Source organism: Streptomyces coffeae (assembly GCF_016741875.1).
Lineage (GTDB): Bacteria > Actinomycetota > Actinomycetes > Streptomycetales > Streptomycetaceae > Streptomyces > Streptomyces coffeae.
In genome coordinates this window covers 1-19,578 of record NZ_JAERRF010000048.1, presented here as the reverse complement: position 1 = coordinate 19,578, position 19,578 = coordinate 1, and the positions used below count along the sequence as shown (strand labels likewise).

Here is a 19,578-nt window from a genome sequence, read left to right as displayed (position 1 = left end):
ACTCAGACCGCCCTCATCAGCAGGGTCGCGGCGATGAGCACCGCCGTACCGCCGAACATCGAGACCGCGTACGTACGGGCGTAGCCGTTCTGGAGCTTGCGCAGCCGGCCGGAGAGCCCGCCGACGGAGGCCGCGGTGCCGTTGACCACTCCGTCCACCAGCTTGTGGTCCACGTAGACCAGACCGCGGGTGAGGTACTGGCCGGGCTGGACGAGGACGACGTGGTTGAAGTCGTCCTGGAGCAGATCGCGACGGGCGGCCCGGGTGAGCAGGCTGCCGCGCGGGGCGGTGCGGGGCACCGGCTGCCGCCCGTACTGGGCCCAGGCGAGCGCGACACCGATCACCAGCACGACCACGGTGCCGCCGGTGACGGCGGCGGCACTGAGGGGTGAGTGACCGTGGCTGTGGCCGGTGACCGGCTCCAGCCACTTCACGAACGCGTCGTTCAGACTGAACAGCCCGCCCGCGAGAACCGATCCGAAGGCCAGGACGATCATGGGGAAGGTCATGGACCCCGGCGACTCGTGCGGATGCGGTTCGTTGCCGTTCTCGTCCGGGACCCAGCGCTTCTCGCCGAAGAAGGTCAGCAGCATCACGCGGGTCATGTAGTACGCGGTGATGGCCGCGCCCAGCAGGGCCGCCCCGCCGAGGATCCAGCCTTCGGTGCCGCCCTTGGCGAAGGCTGCCTCGATGATCTTGTCCTTGGACCAGAAGCCGGAGAGCCCGGGGAAGCCGATGATGGCCAGATAGCCGAGGCCGAAGGTGACGAAGGTGATCGGCATGTACCTGCGCAGGCCGCCGTACTTGCGCATGTCGACCTCGTCGTTCATGGAGTGCATGACCGATCCGGCGCCGAGGAAGAGCCCGGCCTTGAAGAAGCCGTGGGTCACCAGGTGCATGATGGCGAAGACATAGCCGATCGGGCCGAGCCCGGCCGCCAGGATCATGTAGCCGATCTGCGACATGGTGGATCCGGCGAGGGCCTTCTTGATGTCGTCCTTCGCGCAACCGACGATCGCACCGAAGAGGAGCGTGACCGCGCCGACCGTGACCACCGCGGTCTGGGCGTCCGGCGCCGCGTTGAAGATCGCGCCGGAGCGGGTGATCAGGTAGACGCCCGCGGTCACCATGGTGGCCGCGTGGATCAGGGCCGAGACCGGGGTCGGGCCCTCCATCGCGTCCCCGAGCCAGGACTGGAGCGGCACCTGGGCCGACTTGCCGCAGGCGGCCAGCAGCAGCATCAGCCCGATGGCGGTGAGCTTGCCCTCGCCCGCGCGGTCCGCCTCGGCCAGCACCGGTGCGAAGGCGAACGACCCGAAGGTCGTGAACATCAGCATGATGGCGATGGACAGGCCGACATCGCCGACGCGGTTGACGATGAACGCCTTCTTCGCCGCCGTGGCCGCGCTGGGCTTGTGCTGCCAGAAGCCGATCAGCAGGTACGAGGCGAGGCCCACGCCTTCCCAGCCGACGTACAGCAGCAGGTAGTTGTCGGCGAGGACCAGCAGCAGCATCGCCGCGAGGAAGAGATTGAGATAGCCGAAGAAGCGGCGGCGGCGCTCGTCGTGCGCCATATAGCCGATCGAGTAGATGTGGATCAGTGTGCCCACGCCGGTGATCAGCAGGACGAAGGTCATCGACAGCTGGTCGAGTTGGAAGGCGACGTCCGCGCGGAAGCCGCCCACCGGGATCCAGCTGAACACCGTGCTGTGCAGGGCGCGGTCGTGCTCGCCGCGGCCGAGCATGTCGGCGAAGAGCACCGCGCCGATCCCGAAGGAGGCCGCCGCGAGCACCGTGCCGATGTAGGGGCCCTTGCCATCCAGCCGCCGCCCTCCGCACAGCAACAGGGCCGCTCCGAACAGCGGCACCGCGACAAGCAATCCGATGAGGTTCTCCACTTGAACGCGACCCCTTCTAGAGCTTCATCAGGCTGGCGTCGTCGACCGAGGCCGAATGGCGGGAGCGGAAGACGGTCACGATGATCGCGAGGCCGACCACGACCTCCGCCGCGGCGACGACCATCGTGAAGAAGGCGATGATCTGGCCGTCGAGATTGCCGTGCAGCCGGGAGAAGGCGACAAACGCGAGGTTGCACGCGTTCAGCATCAACTCGACGCACATGAAGAGGATGATCGCGTTCCGCCTGATCAGCACCCCGGCCGCACCGATGGTGAACAACAGGGCGGCCAGGTACAGGTAGTAGACCGGACTCACGTGGCGACTCCCTTGTGGTGCTCGGCGTCCTCGGACCGCTCGTCGACGCCCTTTCCGTCCGCGTTCGCGTCGTTCCGCTTCGCGTCGTTCCCGTTCGCGCCGTTGCCCGCGTCGTTCGCCGACGTGCCGTTCGCCGGTGTGCCGTTCGCGCCCTTGCCGTCCTCGCCCTTGGGCTTGCGGCCCAGCCAGCGCTCGGAGCGCTGCTCCAGGGCCGCCAGCTCGGCCAGCGCCTCACCGGAGACGTCGCGGATCTGACCGCGGCCGCGCAGGGTGGCGTTGACCGTGAGCTCGGAGGTGGTGCCGTCGGGCAGCAGACCGGGGATGTCCACCGCGTTGTGCCGGGCGTAGACACCGGGGGCGGGCAGCGGCGGGACGTTCCGCCCGGTGCGCACCCGCGCCTCGGACTGCTCGCGCTGGCTGCGCGCCCGCTCGATGCGCTCGCGGTGGGTCAGCACCATCGCGCCGACCGCCGCGGTGATCAGCAGCGCGCCGGTGATCTCGAAGGCGAAGACGTACTTGGTGAAGACCAGCGCCGCCAACCCCTCGACATTGCCGCCGGAGTTGGCCTGCCCCAGGCCGTTCCACGTGGTGAGCGAGGCATTGCCGATTCCGGCGGCAAGCAGGATGCCGAAGCCCAGCCCGCACAGAGCGGCGAGCCAGCGCTGCCCCTTCAGGGTCTCCTTCAGCGAATCCGCGGCGGTGACACCGACCAGCATCACCACGAAGAGGAAGAGCATCATGATCGCGCCGGTGTAGACCACGATCTGGACGACGCCCAGGAAGTACGCGCCGTTGGCGAGGTAGAAGACCGCCAGGACGATCATGGTCCCGGCCAGGCACAGCGCGCTGTGCACGGCCTTGCGCATGAGGATCGTGCCCAGCGCGCCGATCACGGCGACGGTGCCGAGCACCCAGAACTGGACGGCCTCACCGGTGGAGGTGGTGGTGGCCGCCGCGGCCAGCGCGCCGCTCATGCCTGCGCCCCCTTCTCCGCGCGCTCACCGCTGCTCTCGGCGACCTCGGCTTCGGTCTCCGGGGGTGTCTCGCCCTTGCTGACCGCGACCTGACGCCGGGTCCCGGGCGCGGCCTCGGTGACCAGCCCCCGGTAGTAGTCCTGCTCGTCCATCCCGGGGTAGATGGCGTGCGGGCTGTCGACCATGCCCTCCTCGAGCCCGGCGAGCAGCTCCTCCTTGGTGTAGATGAGCGACTCGCGGGTGCGGTCGGCGAGTTCGTAGTCATTGGTCATGGTCAGCGCCCGGGTGGGGCACGCCTCGACGCACAGACCGCACAGGATGCAGCGCAGATAGTTGATCTGGTAGACGGCGCCGTAGCGCTCCCCCGGGGAGTAGCGCTCCTCGTCGGTGTTGTCCGCGCCCTCGACGTAGATCGCGTCCGCCGGGCAGGCCCAGGCGCACAGCTCGCAGCCGATGCACTTCTCCAGCCCGTCCGGATGGCGGTTGAGCTGGTGGCGTCCGTGGAAGCGGGGCGCGGTGGGCTTCTTCACCTCGGGGTACTGCTCGGTGAGCCGCTTCTTGAACATGGCCTTGAAGGTCACGCCGAAGCCGGCCACCGGATTCTGGAAGTCAGACACCGTCGGCCTCCTTTCCGTCACTGACAGTGTCGGGGCCGCCACTGACAATCAACTCGCGCTCCTGGCGGGACCGTCGGCGGGGTACGGGTGGCAGGGACTGTCCGGGCAGCGGTGGCACCGGGAAGCCGCCCGCCATCGGGTCGAAGGCGGGCTCGGGGGCCTCCTCCTCCGCGGCTGCCGCCCTGACCGCCTCGCGGTCGCGGAAGACGTCCACGACGAAGGACAGCAGCAGCAGCGTGATCACCGCGCCGCCGACGTAGAGCACGATGTCCTGGTAGTCGTAGTTCTCGTTGCGCAGCGCCCGCACGGTGGCGACCAGCATCAGCCAGACCATCGAGATCGGGATGAGCACCTTCCAGCCCAGCTTCATGAACTGGTCGTAGCGCACGCGCGGCAGCGTGCCGCGCACCCAGATGAAGACGAACAGCGAGGTCACGACCTTGCCCAGGAACCACAGCAGGGGCCACCAGCCGTGGTTGGCGCCCGCCCAGAAGGTGCTGATCGGCCAGGGCGCCCGCCAGCCGCCGAGGAAGAGGGTGACCGCGACCATCGAGACGGTGACCATGTTGATGTACTCGGCGAGCATGAACAGCGCGAACTTGATCGAGGAGTACTCGGTGTTGAAGCCGCCGACCAGGTCGCCCTCGGACTCCGGCATGTCGAACGGTGCCCGGTTGGTCTCCCCGATCATCGAGACGATGTAGATGAGGAACGAGACCGGGAGCAGCACCGCGTACCAGCGGTCCTGCTGCGAGGCGACGATCTGCGAGGTCGACATCGACCCGGAGTAGAGGAACACCGCCGCGAACGACAGCCCCATCGCGATCTCGTAGCTGATCATCTGGGCGCACGAGCGCAGTCCACCGAGCAGCGGATAGGTCGAACCCGAGGACCAGCCCGCCAGCACGATGCCGTAGATGCCGACCGACGCGGTGGCCAGGATGTAGAGGACGGCGATCGGCAGATCGGTCAGCTGCATCGTGGTGCGGTGGCCGAAGACGGAGATCTCGTTCCCGGCCGGGCCGAACGGGATCACCGCGACCGCCATGAAGGCGGGGATGGCCGCGACGATCGGGGCCAGGACGTAGACCATCTTGTCCGCGCCCTTGACGGTCACGTCCTCCTTGAGCATGAGCTTCACGCCGTCCGCGAGGGACTGCAACATGCCCCAGGGGCCGTGCCGGTTGGGCCCGATGCGCAGCTGCATCCAGCCGACGACCTTGCGCTCCATGACGATGGAGATCAGCACGGTCAGCATCAGGAAGGCGAAGCAGAAGACAACCTTGATCAGGATCAGCCACCACGGGTCGCGGCCGAACATCGACAGGTCCTCAGCGGCGAAGCTCATGCGGTCACCTCCGGCTCGGTCGCGGGCGCGGCGATCTGGACCACATCACCGGGACGCGCCCCCAGATCGCGGTGGATTCCGCCGCCGGTGGAGGCCATCGGCAGCCAGACGACCCGTTCGGGCATCGGGGTGACGGCCAGCGTCAGCTGGACGGATCCGGCCGGGCCGGTGATCCGCAGGATCTGGCCGTCCGTCACCCCCGCCTCCTCGGCCGTCGCCGCCGAGAGCCGGGCCACGGCGGCGTGACGGGTGCCCGCCAGCGCCGGGTCGCCCTCCTGGAGCCGCCCGTGGTCCAGCAGCAGCCGGTGACCGGCGAGGACGGCCTCGCCCTCGGCGGGCCGCGGAAGCGGGCCCCCGGTCTCCAGCGGAACGGTGGCGTGCGGCCCCTGCCAGGTACCCAGCCGGGACAGCTCGGCGCGGGCCGCGTCCACATCCGGCAGCCCCAGCGGGGTGTCGAGCGCGTCGGCCAGCATGTGCAGCACCCGGAGGTCCGGGAGGGTGTGGCGGCGGGTCATCTGGTCGGGTTTGAGCGCCGCCTCGAACGGCCTGGCCCGCCCCTCCCAGGTGAGGAAGGTGCCCTGCTTCTCCGGTGCCGCCGCGACCGGCAGCACCACATCCGCCCGCTCGGTGACCTCCGAAGGCCGCTGCTCCAGGCTGACGGTGAAGCCGACGGCGTCCAGGGCCGCCAGCGCACCGGCGGGATCGGGCAGATCGGCGACCTCGACCCCGGCGACCAGCAGCGCGCCGAGCCCTCCGGCCGCCGCGGCCTCGATGATCTGGCCGGTGTCCCGGCCCTCCTGGTGCGGCAGATCGGACACGCCCCACACCGCCGCGGTCTCCTCGCGGGCGCCCGGGTCGGTGGCCGGACGGCCGCCGGGGAGCAGCCCGGGCAGCGCCCCGGCCTCGATGGCGCCCCGCTCCCCCGCCCGCCGCGGGATCCACGCGAGCGTGGCCCCGGTGGCGGCGGCGGCCCGCACCGCGGCGGTCAGCGCGCCCGCCACAGCCGCCAGCCGCTCGCCCACCAGGATCACCGCGCCCTCGGCGCGCAGCGCCTCGGCCGCGCTCTCCCCGGTCTCGTCCAGCCCGGTACGGCCCGCGATGGCGTCCAGCCACTCGGTCTCGGTGCCGGGAGCGGTGGGCAGCAGGGTGCCGCCCGCCTTCTCCAGGCCCCGGGTGACGTGGGTGGCGAGCGAGAAGGTGCGCTGGCCGTGCTTGCGGTGGGCCTTGCGCAGCCGCAGGAAGACCCCCGGCGCCTCCTCCTCCGCCTCGAAGCCGGCCAGCAGCACCGCCGGAGCCTTCTCCAGCGTGGTGTAGGTGAGTCCGGTGCCGTCCAGGTCACGGCCGCGGCCCGCGATATGGGCGGCCAGGAAGTCGGCCTCCTCCCGGCTGTGCACCCGGGCGCGGAAGTCGATGTCGTTGGTCTCCAGGGCCAGCCGCGCGAACTTCGCGTAGGCGTAGGCGTCCTCGACCGTGAGCCGGCCGCCGGTCAGCACTCCGGTCCGGCCGCGCGCCGCGGCCAGCCCGGCCGCCGCCGCCTCCAGCGCCTCCGGCCAGCTCGCCGGCTCCAGCTCCCCGGACTCCTTGTTGCGCACCAGCGGGGTGGTGAGCCGGTCCGGAAGCTGGGCGTAGCGGAAGCCGAAACGGCCCTTGTCGCAGATCCACTCCTCGTTGACCTCGGGGTCGTCCGCCGCGAGGCGCCGCAGGACCTTGCCGCGCCGGTGGTCGGTGCGGGTCGCGCAGCCGCCCGCGCAGTGCTCGCACACGCTCGGCGAGGAGACCAGGTCGAAGGGGCGGGAGCGGAAGCGGTACGCCGCCGAAGTGAGCGCTCCCACCGGGCAGATCTGGATGGTGTTGCCGGAGAAGTACGACTCGAAGGGGTCGCCCTCGCCGGTGCCGACCTGCTGGAGCGCGCCCCGCTCCAGCAGCTCGATCATCGGGTCGCCCGCGATCTGGTTGGAGAAGCGGGTGCAGCGCGCACACAGCACACAGCGCTCGCGGTCCAGCAGCACCTGGGTGGAGATCGGGACGGGCTTGGCGAACGTCCGCTTCCTGCCCTCGAAGCGGCTGTCGGCCGAGCCGGTGGACATCGCCTGGTTCTGGAGCGGGCACTCACCGCCCTTGTCGCACACCGGGCAGTCCAGCGGGTGGTTGATCAGCAGCAGCTCCATCACCCCGCGCTGCGCCTTCTCGGCGACCGGCGAGGTGAGCTGGGTCTTCACGACCATGCCGTCGGTGCAGGTGATGGTGCACGAGGCCATCGGCTTGCGCTGGCCCTCGACCTCGACGATGCACTGGCGGCAGGCACCGACCGGGTCCAGCAGCGGATGGTCGCAGAACCGCGGGATCTCGATGCCGAGCAGCTCGGCGGCACGGATGACCAGGGTCCCCTTGGGGACGGAGATCTCGATTCCGTCGATGGTGACGGAGACCAGATCTTCTCGCGGCACCGCCGCCTCCCCGCCTCCCGAGGGTGCGTTGGTGGTCACGGTCATGCGTTCACCCCCAGGTGAGTGGAGCGCGGCCCATCGGCCCAGACGGTGGACCTGGCCGGGTCGAAGGGACAGCCGCCGCCGGTGATGTGCTGCTCGTACTCCTCGCGGAAGTACGTGAGGGAGGAGAAGATCGGGCTGGCCGCGCCGTCGCCCAGCGCGCAGAAGGACTTGCCGTTGATGTTGTCGGCGATGTCCGCCAGCTTGTCGAGGTCGTCCATGCGCCCCTTGCCGGCCTCCAGGTCGCGCAGCAGCTGAACCAGCCAGTACGTGCCCTCGCGGCAGGGTGTGCACTTGCCGCAGGACTCATGGGCGTAGAACTCGGTCCAGCGGGTCACGGCCCGCACCACACAGGTGGTCTCGTCGAAGCACTGGAGCGCCTTGGTGCCCAGCATCGACCCGGCCGCGCCCACGCCCTCGTAGTCCAGCGGGACATCGAGGTGCTCCTCGGTGAGCAGCGGGGTGGACGAGCCGCCCGGGGTCCAGAACTTCAGCCGGTGGCCGGGGCGCATCCCGCCGCTCATGTCGAACAGTTGGCGCAGGGTGATGCCGAGCGGGCCCTCGTACTGCCCGGGGTTGGCCACATGGCCGGACAGCGAGTAGAGCGTGAAGCCCGGGGACTTCTCGCTGCCCATCGAACGGAACCATTCCTTGCCCTTGTTGAGGATCGCGGGAACCGAGGCGATGGATTCGACGTTGTTCACCACAGTGGGGCACGCGTACAGACCCGCGACCGCCGGGAAGGGAGGCCGCAGCCGGGGCTGACCGCGACGCCCCTCCAGCGAGTCCAGCAGTGCGGTCTCCTCACCGCAGATGTACGCACCGGCGCCCGCGTGCACCGTGATGTCGAGACCGGGAAGTCCGGCCACCCCCAGCTTCTGGCTGCGTCGTTCGGCCGTGCCGAGGTAGCCCGCCTCGTACGCCTCGCGCACCGCCTCGTGCAGCCGCCGCAGTACGGGTACGACCTCACCGCGCAGATAGATGAAGGCGTGCTCGGAGCGGATGGCGTGGCAGGCGATGACCATGCCCTCGATGAGGGAGTGCGGATTGGCGTAGAGAAGGGGGATGTCCTTGCAGGTGCCGGGTTCCGACTCGTCCGCGTTGACCACGAGGTAGTGCGGTTTGCCGTCGCCCTGCGGAATGAACTGCCACTTCATTCCGGTGGGGAAGCCCGCGCCGCCACGGCCGCGCAGACCCGCGTCCTTCACCAGCGCGATCACATCGTCGGGGTCCATGGTGAGGGCTTTGCGCATGCCCTCGTAGCCCTCGTACCGCAGATAGGTGCGCAGGGTCCATGAATTGGGCTGGTCCCAGAACGCGGAGAGCACCGGTGCCAGCAGCTTTTCGGGGCTGTGCTCGTTGATCTCGGTCGTCACGGTCATCACTCCCCCTCCTCGGTGACCGGACCGGACGGGTGGTGCGGATCGGAGGCGGAGGTCCGCTGCGGAGCGTCGTGCGAGCTGGGATGCGTCGCCGGCGGCTCCTCCGGCGGGGCGCCCGCGGACCTCGGGGAGACGACCCGGCCCGGCGCTCCCTCGCCCTTGGCCAGTCGCAGCCCGACCAGCGAGGCGGGCCCGGCGGAGCCACCGGCCTCGACGGCGCCCGGCCGGGGGTCGGGGAATCCGGCGAGGATCCGCGCGGTCTCCTTGTAGGTGCACAGCGGTGCGCCGCGGGTGGGCTCGACGGTCCGGCCCGCCCGGAGATCGTCGACCAGACGCTTGGCGGACTCCACCGTCTGGTTGTCGAAGAACTCCCAGTTGACCATCACCACGGGGGCGAAGTCGCAGGCCGCGTTGCACTCGATGTGCTCCAGGGTGACCTTGCCGTCCTCGGTGGTCTCCCCGTTGCCCACCTCCAGATGGCGCTGGAGCTCCTCGAAGATCGCGTCGCCGCCCATCACCGCGCACAGGGTGTTGGTGCACACCCCGACCTGGTAGTCGCCGGAGGGCTTGCGCCGGTACATGGTGTAGAAGGTGGCGACCGCGGTGACCTCGGCGGTGGTGAGGTCCAGCATCTCGGCGCAGAACCGCACCCCGGTGCGGGTGACATGGCCCTCCTCGGACTGCACCAGGTGCAGCAGCGGCAACAGCGCGCTGCGGCTGTCCGGGTAGCGGGCGATCACCTCCCGGGCGTCCGCCTCGAGCCGGGCACGCACCTCGGCCGGGTAGTCGGGGGCGGGAAGCTGCGGCATCCCCAGCTGTACATCCGTCACTGTGCTCCACCGTTCCCTTCTCCGCCCGCGCGGCGCAGAGGTGCGGCCATCGTCGTCGTCTGCGGCCCGGAAGCCGCGCATGCGTCGGTCACCTGTCGACGCCTCCCATCACGGGGTCGATGGACGCGACGGCGACGATCACGTCGGCGACCTGGCCGCCTTCGCACATCGCCGCCACGGCTTGCAGATTGGTGAACGACGGATCCCGGAAGTGGACGCGATACGGGCGGGTGCCGCCATCGCTGACCATGTGCGCGCCCAGTTCGCCCCTGGGCGACTCGACCGCGATGTACGCCTGTCCGGGCGGGACCCGGAACCCCTCGGTCACCAGCTTGAAGTGGTGGATCAGGGCCTCCATCGAGGTGCCCATGATGTTCTTGATGTGGTCGAGGGAGTTGCCGAGGCCGTCCGGGCCGAGGGCCAGCTGCGCGGGCCAGGCGATCTTCTTGTCCGCGACCATCACCGGGCCGGGCTCCAGCCGCTCCAGGCACTGTTCGACGATCCGCAGCGACTGGCGCATCTCCTCCAGCCGGATCAGGAAGCGGCCGTACGCGTCGCAGGTGTCGGCGGTCGGCACCTCGAAGTCGTAGTTCTCGTACCCGCAGTACGGATTCGACTTGCGCAGATCGTGCGGCAGTCCGGTGGCACGCAGTATCGGGCCGGTCACCCCGAGGGCCATACAGCCCGCCAGGTCGAGATAGCCGACGTTCTGGAGACGCGCCTTGAAGATGGGGTTCCCGGTCGCGAGCTTGTCGTACTCGGGCAGGTTCTTGCGCATCTGGATGAGGAAGGCGCGGATCTGGTCGACCGCTCCCGGCGGCAGATCCTGAACCAGCCCACCGGGCCGGATGTAGGCGTGGTTCATCCGCAGCCCGGTGATCAGCTCGAAGATGTCGAGGATCATCTCGCGGTCACGGAAGCCGTAGATCATCACGGTGGTCGCGCCCAGCTCCATACCGCCGGTGGCGATGGCCACCAGATGCGAGGAGAGCCGGTTGAGCTCCATCAGCAGCACCCGGATGACCGTCGCCCGGTCCGGGATCTGGTCCTCGATGCCGAGCATCTTCTCGACGCCCAGGCAGTACGCCGCCTCGTTGTAGAAGGGCGTCAGATAGTCCATGCGGGTCACGAAGGTGGTGCCCTGCGTCCAGTTCCGGAATTCGAGGTTCTTCTCGATTCCGGTGTGCAGATAACCGATTCCGCAGCGGGCCTCGGTGACCGTCTCGCCGTCGATCTCCAGGATCAGCCGGAGCACCCCGTGGGTGGAGGGGTGCTGCGGACCCATGTTGACGATGATCCGCTCGTCGTCGGCCTTCGCCGTGGCGGCCACGACCTCGTCCCAGTCGCCGCCGGTAACGGTGTAGACGGTGCCCTCGGTCGTCTCGCGCGCGGAGGCGGAGGGGGTTGCGTGGGTAGCAGACATCAGCTGTACGACCTCCGCTGGTCCGGAGCCGGGATCTGGGCGCCCTTGTACTCGACGGGGATGCCGCCGAGGGGGTAGTCCTTGCGCTGCGGGAAGCCCTGCCAGTCGTCGGGCATCATGATCCGCGTCAGCGCGGGATGTCCGTCGAAGACCAGGCCGAAGAAGTCGTAGGTCTCGCGCTCGTGCCAGTCGTTGGTCGGGTACACATCGACGATCGACGGGATGTGCGGATCGCTGTCGGGAGCGCTCACCTCCAGCCGGATCATCCGGTTGTGGGTGATCGACCGCAGGTGGTACACGGCGTGCAGCTCACGGCCCTTGTCCCCGGGGAAGTGGACCCCGCTGACCCCGGTGCACAGCTCGAAGCGGAGCGCCGGGTCGTCGCGCAGGGTCCGGGCGACCTGCGGCAGATGCTCACGCGCGATGTGGAAGGTCAGCTCGTCGCGGTCCACGACGGTCTTCTCGATCGCGTTCTCCGGGAGCAGCGACTGCTCCTCGAGGGCGCCCTCGAGCTCGTCGGCGACCTCGTCGAACCAGCCCCCGTACGGGCGGGTGGCCTGACCGGGCAGCCGCACCGGGCGCACCAGACCGCCGTAGCCGGTGGTGTCGCCGCCGTTGTTGGCACCGAACATGCCGCGCTGGACGCGGATGGCCTCGCCGTGGTCACCACGCCTGCCGGGGAGGTTCTCGGCGTTGAGGTCCTGGTCGGGATTGACCCCGTTGACCTCGCGTGCGTCGCTCGCGTCGCTCACCTGAGCAGCCCCTTCATCTCGATCGTCGGGAGCGCCTTCAGTGCCGCTTCCTCCGCCTCCTGGGCCGCGCGCTCGCGGTTCACGCCGAGCTTCTCCTCGCGGATCTTCTCGTGGAGTTTGAGGATCGCGTCCAAGAGCATCTCGGGGCGCGGCGGACAGCCGGGCAGATAGATGTCGACCGGAACGATGTGATCGACGCCCTGCACGATCGCGTAGTTGTTGAACATGCCTCCCGACGAGGCACAGACGCCCATGGAGATGACCCACTTGGGGTTCGGCATCTGGTCATAGACCTGGCGCAGTACCGGGGCCATCTTCTGGCTGACCCGACCGGCGACGATCATGAGGTCGGCCTGCCGGGGCGAGCCCCGGAAGACCTCCATGCCGAAGCGGGCGAGGTCATAGCGGCCGGCGCCGGTGGTCATCATCTCGATGGCACAGCAGGCCAGGCCGAACGTTGCCGGGAACACGGAGGACTTGCGGGCCAGTCCGGCGGCCTGCTCGACGGTGGTGAGCAGGAAGCCGCTGGGGAGCTTCTCTTCGATACCCATGCGCTGTTTCCCCTATCTCCTCTTGAGCCCCTTAGTCCCACTCCAGTCCGCCGCGGCGCCATACGTAGGCGTAGGCGACGAAGACGGTGAGCACGAAGAGGAGCATCTCCACGAGCCCGAACAGCCCCAGGGCGTCGAAGGAGACGGCCCAGGGGTAGAGGAAGACGATCTCGATGTCGAAGACGATGAAGAGCATCGCCGTCAGGTAGTACTTGATGGGGAAGCGCCCACCGCCGGCCGGATGCGGAGTCGGCTCGATGCCGCATTCATAGGCTTCGAGCTTGGCCCGGTTGTAGCGCTTGGGGCCGATGATCGCGGCCATGAACACCGAGAAGATCGCAAAACCTGCCCCGAGGGCTCCCAGTACGAGGATGGGCGCGTATGCGTTCACCGTCCTCGCTCCCTTCAGTCGACGATGACTGTCTGGCGGACCGCACGGACGTGCTGTCACCTCACGAAGATCGTGCTCATGTGAGGCAGTTCACAAGCCCGTTTCGCCTGCATCCTATGCCCGTCGGTCTGTGATCTGCGACACGGGGTACGACAACGTCTTTGTGATCTCCACCACCTGACGAAGGATCATGAAGTCGGATGAGCGGTGATCTTGTACACGAAGCATCCGAACGATCACGAGAAGTGACATTCGGGGGCGTCATCACTGGTGGGGACGTTGCGCCCTTACCAAGACATGGTACATACATGCAAATTTGCGATGGACATCGTCAGCTGATACTTATCCGCCACCCTCCTGAGTGACCCGGTCTCCGGACCGCCGCGCACACCACCCTCAGGTCTCATCCGGGCTCCGCTCGCACCACTCCCCCGCCGTCGTGATCGCCGGTTCGCGCTTTGATTCACGAGCGGTACGCGGTCGCTTCACAGGTGAGCCCCGGTCGCTTCACATGTGCGCCCGGTTGTTTCACCGAGCGGACCCCGGAGAGTGAGGTATCCCACGCCGCAATGGGTTGTGGGGCGCGAATTCACGGGAACCTTTGATGTGCGGGCCGCATCGGTGGTAGGCCGCCCGCGGCTTCCGCACGGCCGCCAAATGCCATGCGTAGAGACATGATCGAGAAATTCGGACATCGCGGCGGGCCCTGCGATGGAGATCGAATGGGTCGAATTTCAGGCATGCACACGCCAAATGTGGCGCACGCCACTTTTGTTGATCTGGGCCTTTCGGCCCTGATAGCCAGTGACCTATGTCCCCAGTCGCACACATACCCAGCCACCGGAAGCCCCGCCGTGCCGCGTCCAAGGGCACACTCCGCGCAGGGGTGACCGGTGGCTTCCTCACCATCGCGGTGGCCGGTGCCGCCGTGCCCGCTTCCGCCAGCGAGTCGTCGGCCGCCGAGTCGACGATCGAGATGCCGACCGTCAGCGCCACGCTGGCGAACACGGCCGCCCAGACCGCCGACGCCACGCAGCAGGCCGCGTCCGAGTACCAGCTCCAGGCGCAGCAGGACCAGGCCGCCGCCCATGCGAAGGCCGCGGCCAAGAAGGCCAAGGCGGAGGCCGACCGCAAGGCGAAGGAAGCCCGGGAGGCGGCGCGCAAGGCCGCCGCCAAGCGTGCGGCCGAGGCCAAGGCCAAGGCCGCGAAGGCATCCCGCTCCGCGGAGCGCAGCACCCTCTCGACGAGCGCCACCAACGCCACCGGCAACGCCGCCACCGTCATCAGCTTCCTGAAGGCGCAGCTGGGCAAGGCGTATGTGCTCGGCACCAGCGGCCCGTCGTCCTACGACTGCTCCGGTCTGACCAAGGCCGCGTTCAAGCAGGTGGGCATCGACCTGCCGCGGGTCTCCCAGGAGCAGTCCACCGTCGGCACCCAGGTCTCGCTGGACAACCTCCAGCCGGGCGACATCCTGTACTGGGGCAGCTCCGGCAGCGCGTACCACGTCGGTGTCTACATCGGCGGCGGCAAGTTCATCGGCGCCCAGAACCCGAGCACCGGCATCGTCGAGCGTTCGCTGGACTACGACCCGCCCACCGGTGCCGTGCGCGTTCTCTGATCCCCCGCGCACACGTACCGCGCCGACACGGCAACGGGGCCGCCGTTCCCTTCCGGGGGCGGCGGCCTCACGCCGTTCACGACGTGGCGTACACCTTCTCCACGAACTCGCCGATCTGCTGGTCGGAGAGGTGCCGGGCGAGATCCGCCTCGCTGATCATGCCGACCAGCCGCTTGTTCTTGTCGATCACCGGCAGTCTGCGGATCCGGTGTTCCTCCATTTCCCGCAGCACCTCGCTGACATCGGCATCCGCGCTGATCCAGCGCGGGGTGCCCTTGGCGAGGTCCCCGGCCGTCGTCCGGGACGGGTCGCCGCCGCGCGCCACACAGCCGACCACGATGTCCCGGTCGGTGAGAATGCCGCACAGCCGCTCATTTTTGTCGCTGACCGGCAGTGCGCCGACGTTCAGTTCGCGCATCAGCTGGGCGGCGCGGTCCAGCGACTCCGTGGCCGGAATCCACTGCGCGCCCGGGTGCATGATGTCCGCTGCCTTCGTCATGGGTGTACCTCCTGACGGCCCACCGGCGGCGGAACCGGCCCGCGGGCCCGATCGTTCCGGTCACCGCGGCTGACGCTCGCGGCGCCCCCCTACGTTCCATGTCACCATCCCCCGGTGATGACGTCATATCGGGCCCGCGCGGCGCTCCGGCGGGCCCCAGGGATCCTTCCGGTCCCGGCGGCGGCGGTCGGTGCCCGGTGCCAGACTGAGTACGGGAAGTCCTTCACGCACACAGCCCATCCTTCACGCACACAGTCCTTGAGGCATACAGTCCTTCACGCCCGATCGTTGAAGGAGCATCCATGCTCACCACCGACTACGTCCCCGGCGCACCCAACTGGCTCGATCTCGGCGCTCCCGACACCGACGCGGCCGCGGCCTTCTACCAGGCACTGCTGGGCTGGAGTTTCGAGTCGGCCGGCCCCGAAGCGGGCGGATACGGCTTCTTCAAGCGGGACCGCAAAACCGTCGCGGCCCTCGGCCCGCTCACCGAGCAGGGCGCGCGTGCGGCCTGGACGCCGTACTTCCACACGCCCGACGCCGACGCCACCGCGAAGTCCGTCGAGCAGGCGGGCGGCGGGGTGGCGGTCGCCCCGTTCGACGTCTTCGACGAGGGGCGGATGGCCCAGTTCACCGACCCCGGCGGCGCCCGGTTCGCCGTCTGGCAGCCCGGCAGGACGGCGGGCCTGGAGCTGGTCACCGAACCGGGCAGCCTGTGCTGGACCGAGCTGCACTCCCCCGACCCCGCCGCGGCCCTCACCTTCTACCGCGCCGTCTTCGGCTGGGACACCGAGGAGATGTCGTTCCCGGGCGGGACGTACACCGTGTTCTCCACGGCCGGAGCCGGAAAGGACGGCTCCTTCGGCGGGGTCGCCCAGCTCCAGGAGGGGCACTCGACGCCTCCCCAGTGGCTGCCCTACATCGAGGTGACGGACTGCGACCGCGTGGTCGCCAAGGGTCAGGAGCTGGGCGGTTCGGTGCTGATGCCCGCCATGTCCGCCGAGGGCATCGGCCGGATGGCCTGGCTGACGGACGTGGCCGGGGCACCGTTCGGCGTCATCACCAGCGAGAGCCCGGACAGCGGCGGTTGACCCCCGGGAGCCGCACCGGGGGGCGTGCTCGCCCGCTCAGGCCCTCGGCGCCACCTTGGTGAGGCCGTTGATGATGCGGTCCATCGCGTCCCCGCCCGTCGGATCGGTCAGGTTCGCCAGCAGCTTCAGGGTGAACCGCATCAGCATCGGATGGGTCAACCCGCGCTCGGTCGCCAGCCTCATCACCTTCGGGTTGCCGATCAGCTTCACAAAGGCCCGGCCCAGCGTGTAATAGCCGCCGTAGGTGTCCTTCAGGACCTTCGGGTAGCGCTGGAGCGCCATCTCCCGCTGCGCGGCGGTGGCCCGGGCATGCGCCTGCACGATCACATCGGCGGCCAGCTGCCCGGATTCCATCGCATAGGCGATGCCCTCACCGTTGAACGGGTTGACCATGCCGCCCGCGTCGCCCACCAGCAGCAGCCCACGGGTGTAGTGCGGCTGGCGGTTGAAGGCCATCGGCAGGGCGGCGCCGCGGATGGGACCGGTCATGTTCTCCGGGGTGTAGCCCCAGTCCTCCGGCATCGAGGCACACCACGCCTTGAGAATCTCCCGCCAGTCCAACTCCTTGAAGGACGACGAGGTGTTGAGCACGCCGAGACCGACATTGCTCGTACCGTCGCCCATGCCGAAGATCCAGCCGTAGCCGGGCAGCAGCCGGTCCTGCGGACCGCGCCGGTCCCACAACTCCAGCCAGGACTCCAGGTAGTCGTCGTCATGGCGGGGCGAGGTGAAGTACGTACGCACCGCCACACCCATCGGACGGTCCTCACGCCGGTGCAGCCCCATCGCCAGCGACAGCCGCGTGGAGTTGCCGTCGGCGGCGACGACCAGGGGGGCGTGGAAGGTGACCGGTGTCTTCTCCTCGCCCAGTCTGGCCTCGACACCGGTGATCCGGCCGGTGCGCGGGTCGTTGATCGGCGCGCCCACGTTGCAGCGCTCGTACAGCCGCGCCCCGGCCTTCTGTGCCTGGCGCGCCAACTGCTCGTCGAAGTCGTCGCGCTTGCGGACCAGTCCGTAGTTCGGATACGCGGCCAGATCGGGCCAGTCCAGCTCCAGCCGCGCCCCGCCGCCGAGGATCCGCAGACCCCGGTTGCGCAGCCAGCCCGCCTCCTCGGAGACATCGATGCCCATGGCGACCAGCTGCTTGGTGGCGCGGGGGGTCAGACCGTCGCCGCACACCTTCTCGCGCGGAAAGGCCGTCTTCTCCAGCAGCAGTACGTCCAGGCCCGCCTTGGCCAGGTAGTACGCGGTGGTGGAACCGGCCGGTCCGGCGCCGACGACGATCACATCGGCGCTGTGCTCCGAGCTCACGGAGGACGCGCTCTGGGTGGGTGCGGTCTCGCTCACGCGGGGTCTCCCGAAGCCTCGGTAACGGCGTGCCGGTCGCGCCGGGCACTGGACAGCAGCAGTCTATGGGGGCCGTACTCCCCCACTTGCGAAGGGCCGTACTCGATGACCGTGACCCCGCCCGCCGTACGCCTGCGTGTGCCCACCCCCGATGACGCCGTGGCCTGGCACCGCGTCTTCGACGATCCGGAGGTGATGGAGTTCCACGGCGGGGCCTCCCATGACCTCGCCCACTACGAGGAGTTCACCGCCCGCCAGCGCGTTCACGCCGAGCGGTACGGCTTCTGCCTCTACACCCTGCTGAACGCCTCGGGCGAGGTGATCGGCTTCACCGGCGCCCAGCCGTGGCCCCAGGACTGGGGGCCGGTGGGCGAGATCGAGATCGGCTGGCGGCTCGGCCGGGCGCACTGGGGCCAGGGGTACGCCACGGTGGCCGCGGAAGCCGCCCTGGAGCGGGTGCGCGCCGCCGGGGTCGGCCATGTGGTCGCGATGGTGCACGCCCGCAACGAACGCTCCATAGCGGTGACCCGGCGGCTGGGCATGCGGCCCGCGGAGCATCTGACGTCCCCGGTCTCCCGGTCCCCTGCCATCTGCCACCGGCTGGACCTGTGAGCCCACGAACCCGCCGGGCCAGGGGGTGCGGGGCTACGGCCGGTAGGCGCGGTGCAGGGCCACCACACCGCCGGTGAGGTTGCGCCAGGCGGGCCGGGACCAGCCCGCCCGGCTCAGCCGCGCGGCGAGACCCGCCTGGTCGGGCCAGGCGCGGATGGACTCGGCGAGGTAGACGTACGCGTCCGGGCTGCTGCTGACCGCGGTGGCGATCGGCGGCAGCGCGCGCATCAGGTACTCGGTGTAGACCGTCCGGAACGGCGCCCAGGTGGGGTGGCTGAACTCGCAGATGACGATCCGGCCGCCGGGCCGGGTCACCCGCAGCATCTCGCGCAGCGCGCCCTCGGTGTCCTGGACGTTGCGCAGCCCGAAGGAGATCGTGACGGCGTCGAAGACCCCGTCCGCGAAGGGCAGCCGGGTCGCGTCGCCCGCGGTCAGCGGCAGCCGGGGGTGGCGCTTCTTGCCCTCCTTCAGCATGCCGAGCGAGAAGTCGCAGGGGACCACATAGGCGCCCGCGTCCCGGAAGGGCAGCGAGGAGGTGCCGGTACCGGCGGCGAGGTCGAGCACCCGCTCTCCGAGGCTCGCGTCCACGGCCCGGGCGACCGCCTTGCGCCACTGCCGGGCCTGCCCGAGGGACAGCACGTCGTTGGTGCGGTCGTACTTGGCCGCCACGTCGTCGAACATGGCGGCGACTTCCTGCGGCTGCTTGTCCAGGGATGCTCGGGTCACAGCCCCATTGTTCACCTCCCGCGGCGGCGGCCCGCCGCAGGGGTCGGCCCGCCCGTCGCCCACCACCGCCCTCAACCGGGTGCGCTGCGCACAGGCACCTTTCGCGCGTCGCGCCCGCGGTCACCGGCGCCGGTGCACCAGCCGACCGTCCAGAGCCGTGACGAGGCAGTCACCGTTCTCGGCGAAGACCGCGAAGTCGGCGACACCGGTCGGGATCAGGGCGCGCGGCCGCGGACCGGACGCCTCCCGGATGCCCGACCGGCTCACGGCCGCAACGACCGCGGGTCGGGTGAACGGCCCCGTGAGCACCGTCGTGCCCTTCGCGAACAGCCGTTGCAGCCCGCGCCGCGCGCTGGCACCCCAGCGCGCGTCGGTCAGCTCCAGGGCGGCGAGGGCCTCGCCGGTGAGCGGTTCACTGCCGAGCTCGGCCGCCTCGCGCGGATCAGGGTGGTAGGTGGCCTCGAGGTACGTGGCACCGTCCGGTTCGTACCGGCCGGGTGTGAGCACCCCGTCCCACTCCCGGATCCGGGCGCGCTCGCCGTACTCGGCGAGGAGTTCCTCGTACGGCCCGATGGCCCCGAAGCGGCTGCCTTCGACGACCACCGCGTACCCGGGCTCCGTCCTCGTCTCGGACGGGTGGTCCACCACCAGGCGCACCGCGCGCACGCGGTGGATCGTCAGCACGGCGGCACGGTCACTTCGTGTCGATGAGGG

The 19,578-nt window shown here is 69.6% G+C and carries 19 protein-coding genes; 3 read left to right on the top strand and 16 right to left on the bottom strand.

Going from position 1 to position 19,578, the window contains the following annotated elements; translation table 11 throughout:
* Positions 1-2: 2 nt before the first annotated feature.
* The 12 genes from nuoL to JK363_RS39000 form a co-directional block, all read right to left on the bottom strand.
* Entirely contained in the window at positions 3-1,898 is a 1,896-nt protein-coding gene (gene nuoL, locus JK363_RS39055; RefSeq protein WP_201883001.1) for an NADH-quinone oxidoreductase subunit L, read from the bottom strand.
* 16 nt (positions 1,899-1,914) lie between these two features.
* Complete coding sequence (nuoK, locus tag JK363_RS39050; RefSeq protein WP_201882999.1) at positions 1,915-2,214, bottom strand: NADH-quinone oxidoreductase subunit NuoK; 300 nt, start codon at positions 2,212-2,214, stop codon at positions 1,915-1,917.
* A complete protein-coding gene (locus tag JK363_RS39045) occupies positions 2,211-3,188 on the bottom strand; it encodes an NADH-quinone oxidoreductase subunit J (protein ID WP_201882998.1) in 978 nt (325 codons plus the stop codon). The genes nuoK and JK363_RS39045 overlap by 4 nt, the downstream gene beginning before the upstream one ends.
* Positions 3,185-3,805 (bottom strand): NADH-quinone oxidoreductase subunit NuoI, encoded by a 621-nt coding sequence (gene nuoI / locus JK363_RS39040; protein WP_201882997.1) that lies wholly within the window; start codon positions 3,803-3,805, stop codon positions 3,185-3,187. Before nuoI ends, JK363_RS39045 begins: the two co-directional genes overlap by 4 nt.
* Positions 3,798-5,153 carry an NADH-quinone oxidoreductase subunit NuoH gene (nuoH, locus tag JK363_RS39035; RefSeq protein ID WP_201882995.1) on the bottom strand — a complete coding sequence of 452 codons (1,356 nt, stop codon included), beginning with the start codon at positions 5,151-5,153 and terminating at the stop codon, positions 3,798-3,800. Before nuoH ends, nuoI begins: the two co-directional genes overlap by 8 nt.
* Positions 5,150-7,645: an NADH-quinone oxidoreductase subunit G gene (locus JK363_RS39030; protein WP_201882993.1), complete on the bottom strand. Its 2,496-nt coding sequence runs from the start codon at positions 7,643-7,645 to the stop codon at positions 5,150-5,152. Before JK363_RS39030 ends, nuoH begins: the two co-directional genes overlap by 4 nt.
* Positions 7,642-9,024, bottom strand: coding sequence for an NADH-quinone oxidoreductase subunit NuoF (gene nuoF / locus JK363_RS39025; protein ID WP_201882991.1), 1,383 nt, complete (start codon positions 9,022-9,024; stop codon positions 7,642-7,644). The genes JK363_RS39030 and nuoF overlap by 4 nt, the downstream gene beginning before the upstream one ends.
* Positions 9,024-9,854 (bottom strand): NADH-quinone oxidoreductase subunit NuoE, encoded by an 831-nt coding sequence (nuoE, locus tag JK363_RS39020; RefSeq protein WP_307822055.1) that lies wholly within the window; start codon positions 9,852-9,854, stop codon positions 9,024-9,026. Before nuoE ends, nuoF begins: the two co-directional genes overlap by 1 nt.
* A gap of 88 nt (positions 9,855-9,942) precedes the next feature.
* Positions 9,943-11,277 carry an NADH-quinone oxidoreductase subunit D gene (locus JK363_RS39015; RefSeq protein ID WP_201882989.1) on the bottom strand — a complete coding sequence of 445 codons (1,335 nt, stop codon included), beginning with the start codon at positions 11,275-11,277 and terminating at the stop codon, positions 9,943-9,945.
* Complete coding sequence (locus tag JK363_RS39010; protein WP_201882987.1) at positions 11,277-12,029, bottom strand: NADH-quinone oxidoreductase subunit C; 753 nt, start codon at positions 12,027-12,029, stop codon at positions 11,277-11,279. The genes JK363_RS39015 and JK363_RS39010 overlap by 1 nt, the downstream gene beginning before the upstream one ends.
* Positions 12,026-12,580 carry a NuoB/complex I 20 kDa subunit family protein gene (locus JK363_RS39005; RefSeq protein WP_201882985.1) on the bottom strand — a complete coding sequence of 185 codons (555 nt, stop codon included), beginning with the start codon at positions 12,578-12,580 and terminating at the stop codon, positions 12,026-12,028. The genes JK363_RS39010 and JK363_RS39005 overlap by 4 nt, the downstream gene beginning before the upstream one ends.
* A 31-nt stretch (positions 12,581-12,611) precedes the next feature.
* The gene (locus JK363_RS39000; protein ID WP_176181410.1) at positions 12,612-12,971 is read right to left on the bottom strand and encodes an NADH-quinone oxidoreductase subunit A; all 360 of its coding nucleotides are present in this window, start codon (positions 12,969-12,971) and stop codon (positions 12,612-12,614) included.
* A gap of 811 nt (positions 12,972-13,782) precedes the next feature.
* On the opposite strand from JK363_RS39000, the gene JK363_RS38995 reads away from it, so the two are divergent.
* On the top strand, positions 13,783-14,589 hold the full coding sequence (locus JK363_RS38995) for a C40 family peptidase (RefSeq protein ID WP_201882983.1): 807 nt from the start codon (positions 13,783-13,785) through the stop codon (positions 14,587-14,589).
* Between the two features lie 76 nt (positions 14,590-14,665).
* Here JK363_RS38995 and JK363_RS38990 read toward each other — a convergent pair whose 3' ends face one another.
* Positions 14,666-15,088: a CBS domain-containing protein gene (locus JK363_RS38990; RefSeq protein WP_201882981.1), complete on the bottom strand. Its 423-nt coding sequence runs from the start codon at positions 15,086-15,088 to the stop codon at positions 14,666-14,668.
* Between the two features lie 302 nt (positions 15,089-15,390).
* Between JK363_RS38990 and JK363_RS38985 the strand changes: the two genes are divergently transcribed.
* Positions 15,391-16,179 (top strand): VOC family protein, encoded by a 789-nt coding sequence (locus JK363_RS38985; protein ID WP_201882979.1) that lies wholly within the window; start codon positions 15,391-15,393, stop codon positions 16,177-16,179.
* Positions 16,180-16,215: 36 nt separating this feature from the next.
* Here JK363_RS38985 and JK363_RS38980 read toward each other — a convergent pair whose 3' ends face one another.
* On the bottom strand, positions 16,216-17,526 hold the full coding sequence (locus JK363_RS38980; RefSeq protein WP_307822054.1) for a geranylgeranyl reductase family protein: 1,311 nt from the start codon (positions 17,524-17,526) through the stop codon (positions 16,216-16,218).
* A 105-nt stretch (positions 17,527-17,631) separates the two neighbouring features.
* On the opposite strand from JK363_RS38980, the gene JK363_RS38975 reads away from it, so the two are divergent.
* Positions 17,632-18,138: a GNAT family N-acetyltransferase gene (locus JK363_RS38975; protein WP_201882977.1), complete on the top strand. Its 507-nt coding sequence runs from the start codon at positions 17,632-17,634 to the stop codon at positions 18,136-18,138.
* A gap of 33 nt (positions 18,139-18,171) precedes the next feature.
* Here JK363_RS38975 and JK363_RS38970 read toward each other — a convergent pair whose 3' ends face one another.
* Positions 18,172-18,864 (bottom strand): demethylmenaquinone methyltransferase, encoded by a 693-nt coding sequence (locus tag JK363_RS38970; protein WP_201882975.1) that lies wholly within the window; start codon positions 18,862-18,864, stop codon positions 18,172-18,174.
* 120 nt (positions 18,865-18,984) lie between these two features.
* On the bottom strand, positions 18,985-19,548 hold the full coding sequence (locus JK363_RS38965) for a hypothetical protein (RefSeq protein ID WP_201882973.1): 564 nt from the start codon (positions 19,546-19,548) through the stop codon (positions 18,985-18,987).
* Positions 19,549-19,578 lie beyond the last annotated feature (30 nt).

Excerpts from the sequence above, each read along its gene's own strand:
- nuoF (WP_201882991.1), bottom strand. The coding sequence starts at position 9,024 with ATGACCGTGACGACCGAGATCAACGAGCACAGCCCCGAAAAGCTGCTG.
- JK363_RS38990 (WP_201882981.1), bottom strand. The coding sequence starts at position 15,088 with ATGACGAAGGCAGCGGACATCATGCACCCGGGCGCGCAGTGGATTCCG.
- JK363_RS39005 (WP_201882985.1), bottom strand. The coding sequence starts at position 12,580 with ATGGGTATCGAAGAGAAGCTCCCCAGCGGCTTCCTGCTCACCACCGTC.
- JK363_RS38995 (WP_201882983.1), top strand. The coding sequence starts at position 13,783 with ATGTCCCCAGTCGCACACATACCCAGCCACCGGAAGCCCCGCCGTGCC.
- JK363_RS39045 (WP_201882998.1), bottom strand. The coding sequence starts at position 3,188 with ATGAGCGGCGCGCTGGCCGCGGCGGCCACCACCACCTCCACCGGTGAG.
- nuoH (WP_201882995.1), bottom strand. The coding sequence starts at position 5,153 with ATGAGCTTCGCCGCTGAGGACCTGTCGATGTTCGGCCGCGACCCGTGG.
- JK363_RS39030 (WP_201882993.1), bottom strand. The coding sequence starts at position 7,645 with ATGACCGTGACCACCAACGCACCCTCGGGAGGCGGGGAGGCGGCGGTG.
- JK363_RS38975 (WP_201882977.1), top strand. The coding sequence starts at position 17,632 with ATGACCGTGACCCCGCCCGCCGTACGCCTGCGTGTGCCCACCCCCGAT.
- JK363_RS38985 (WP_201882979.1), top strand. The coding sequence starts at position 15,391 with ATGCTCACCACCGACTACGTCCCCGGCGCACCCAACTGGCTCGATCTC.
- JK363_RS39015 (WP_201882989.1), bottom strand. The coding sequence starts at position 11,277 with ATGTCTGCTACCCACGCAACCCCCTCCGCCTCCGCGCGCGAGACGACC.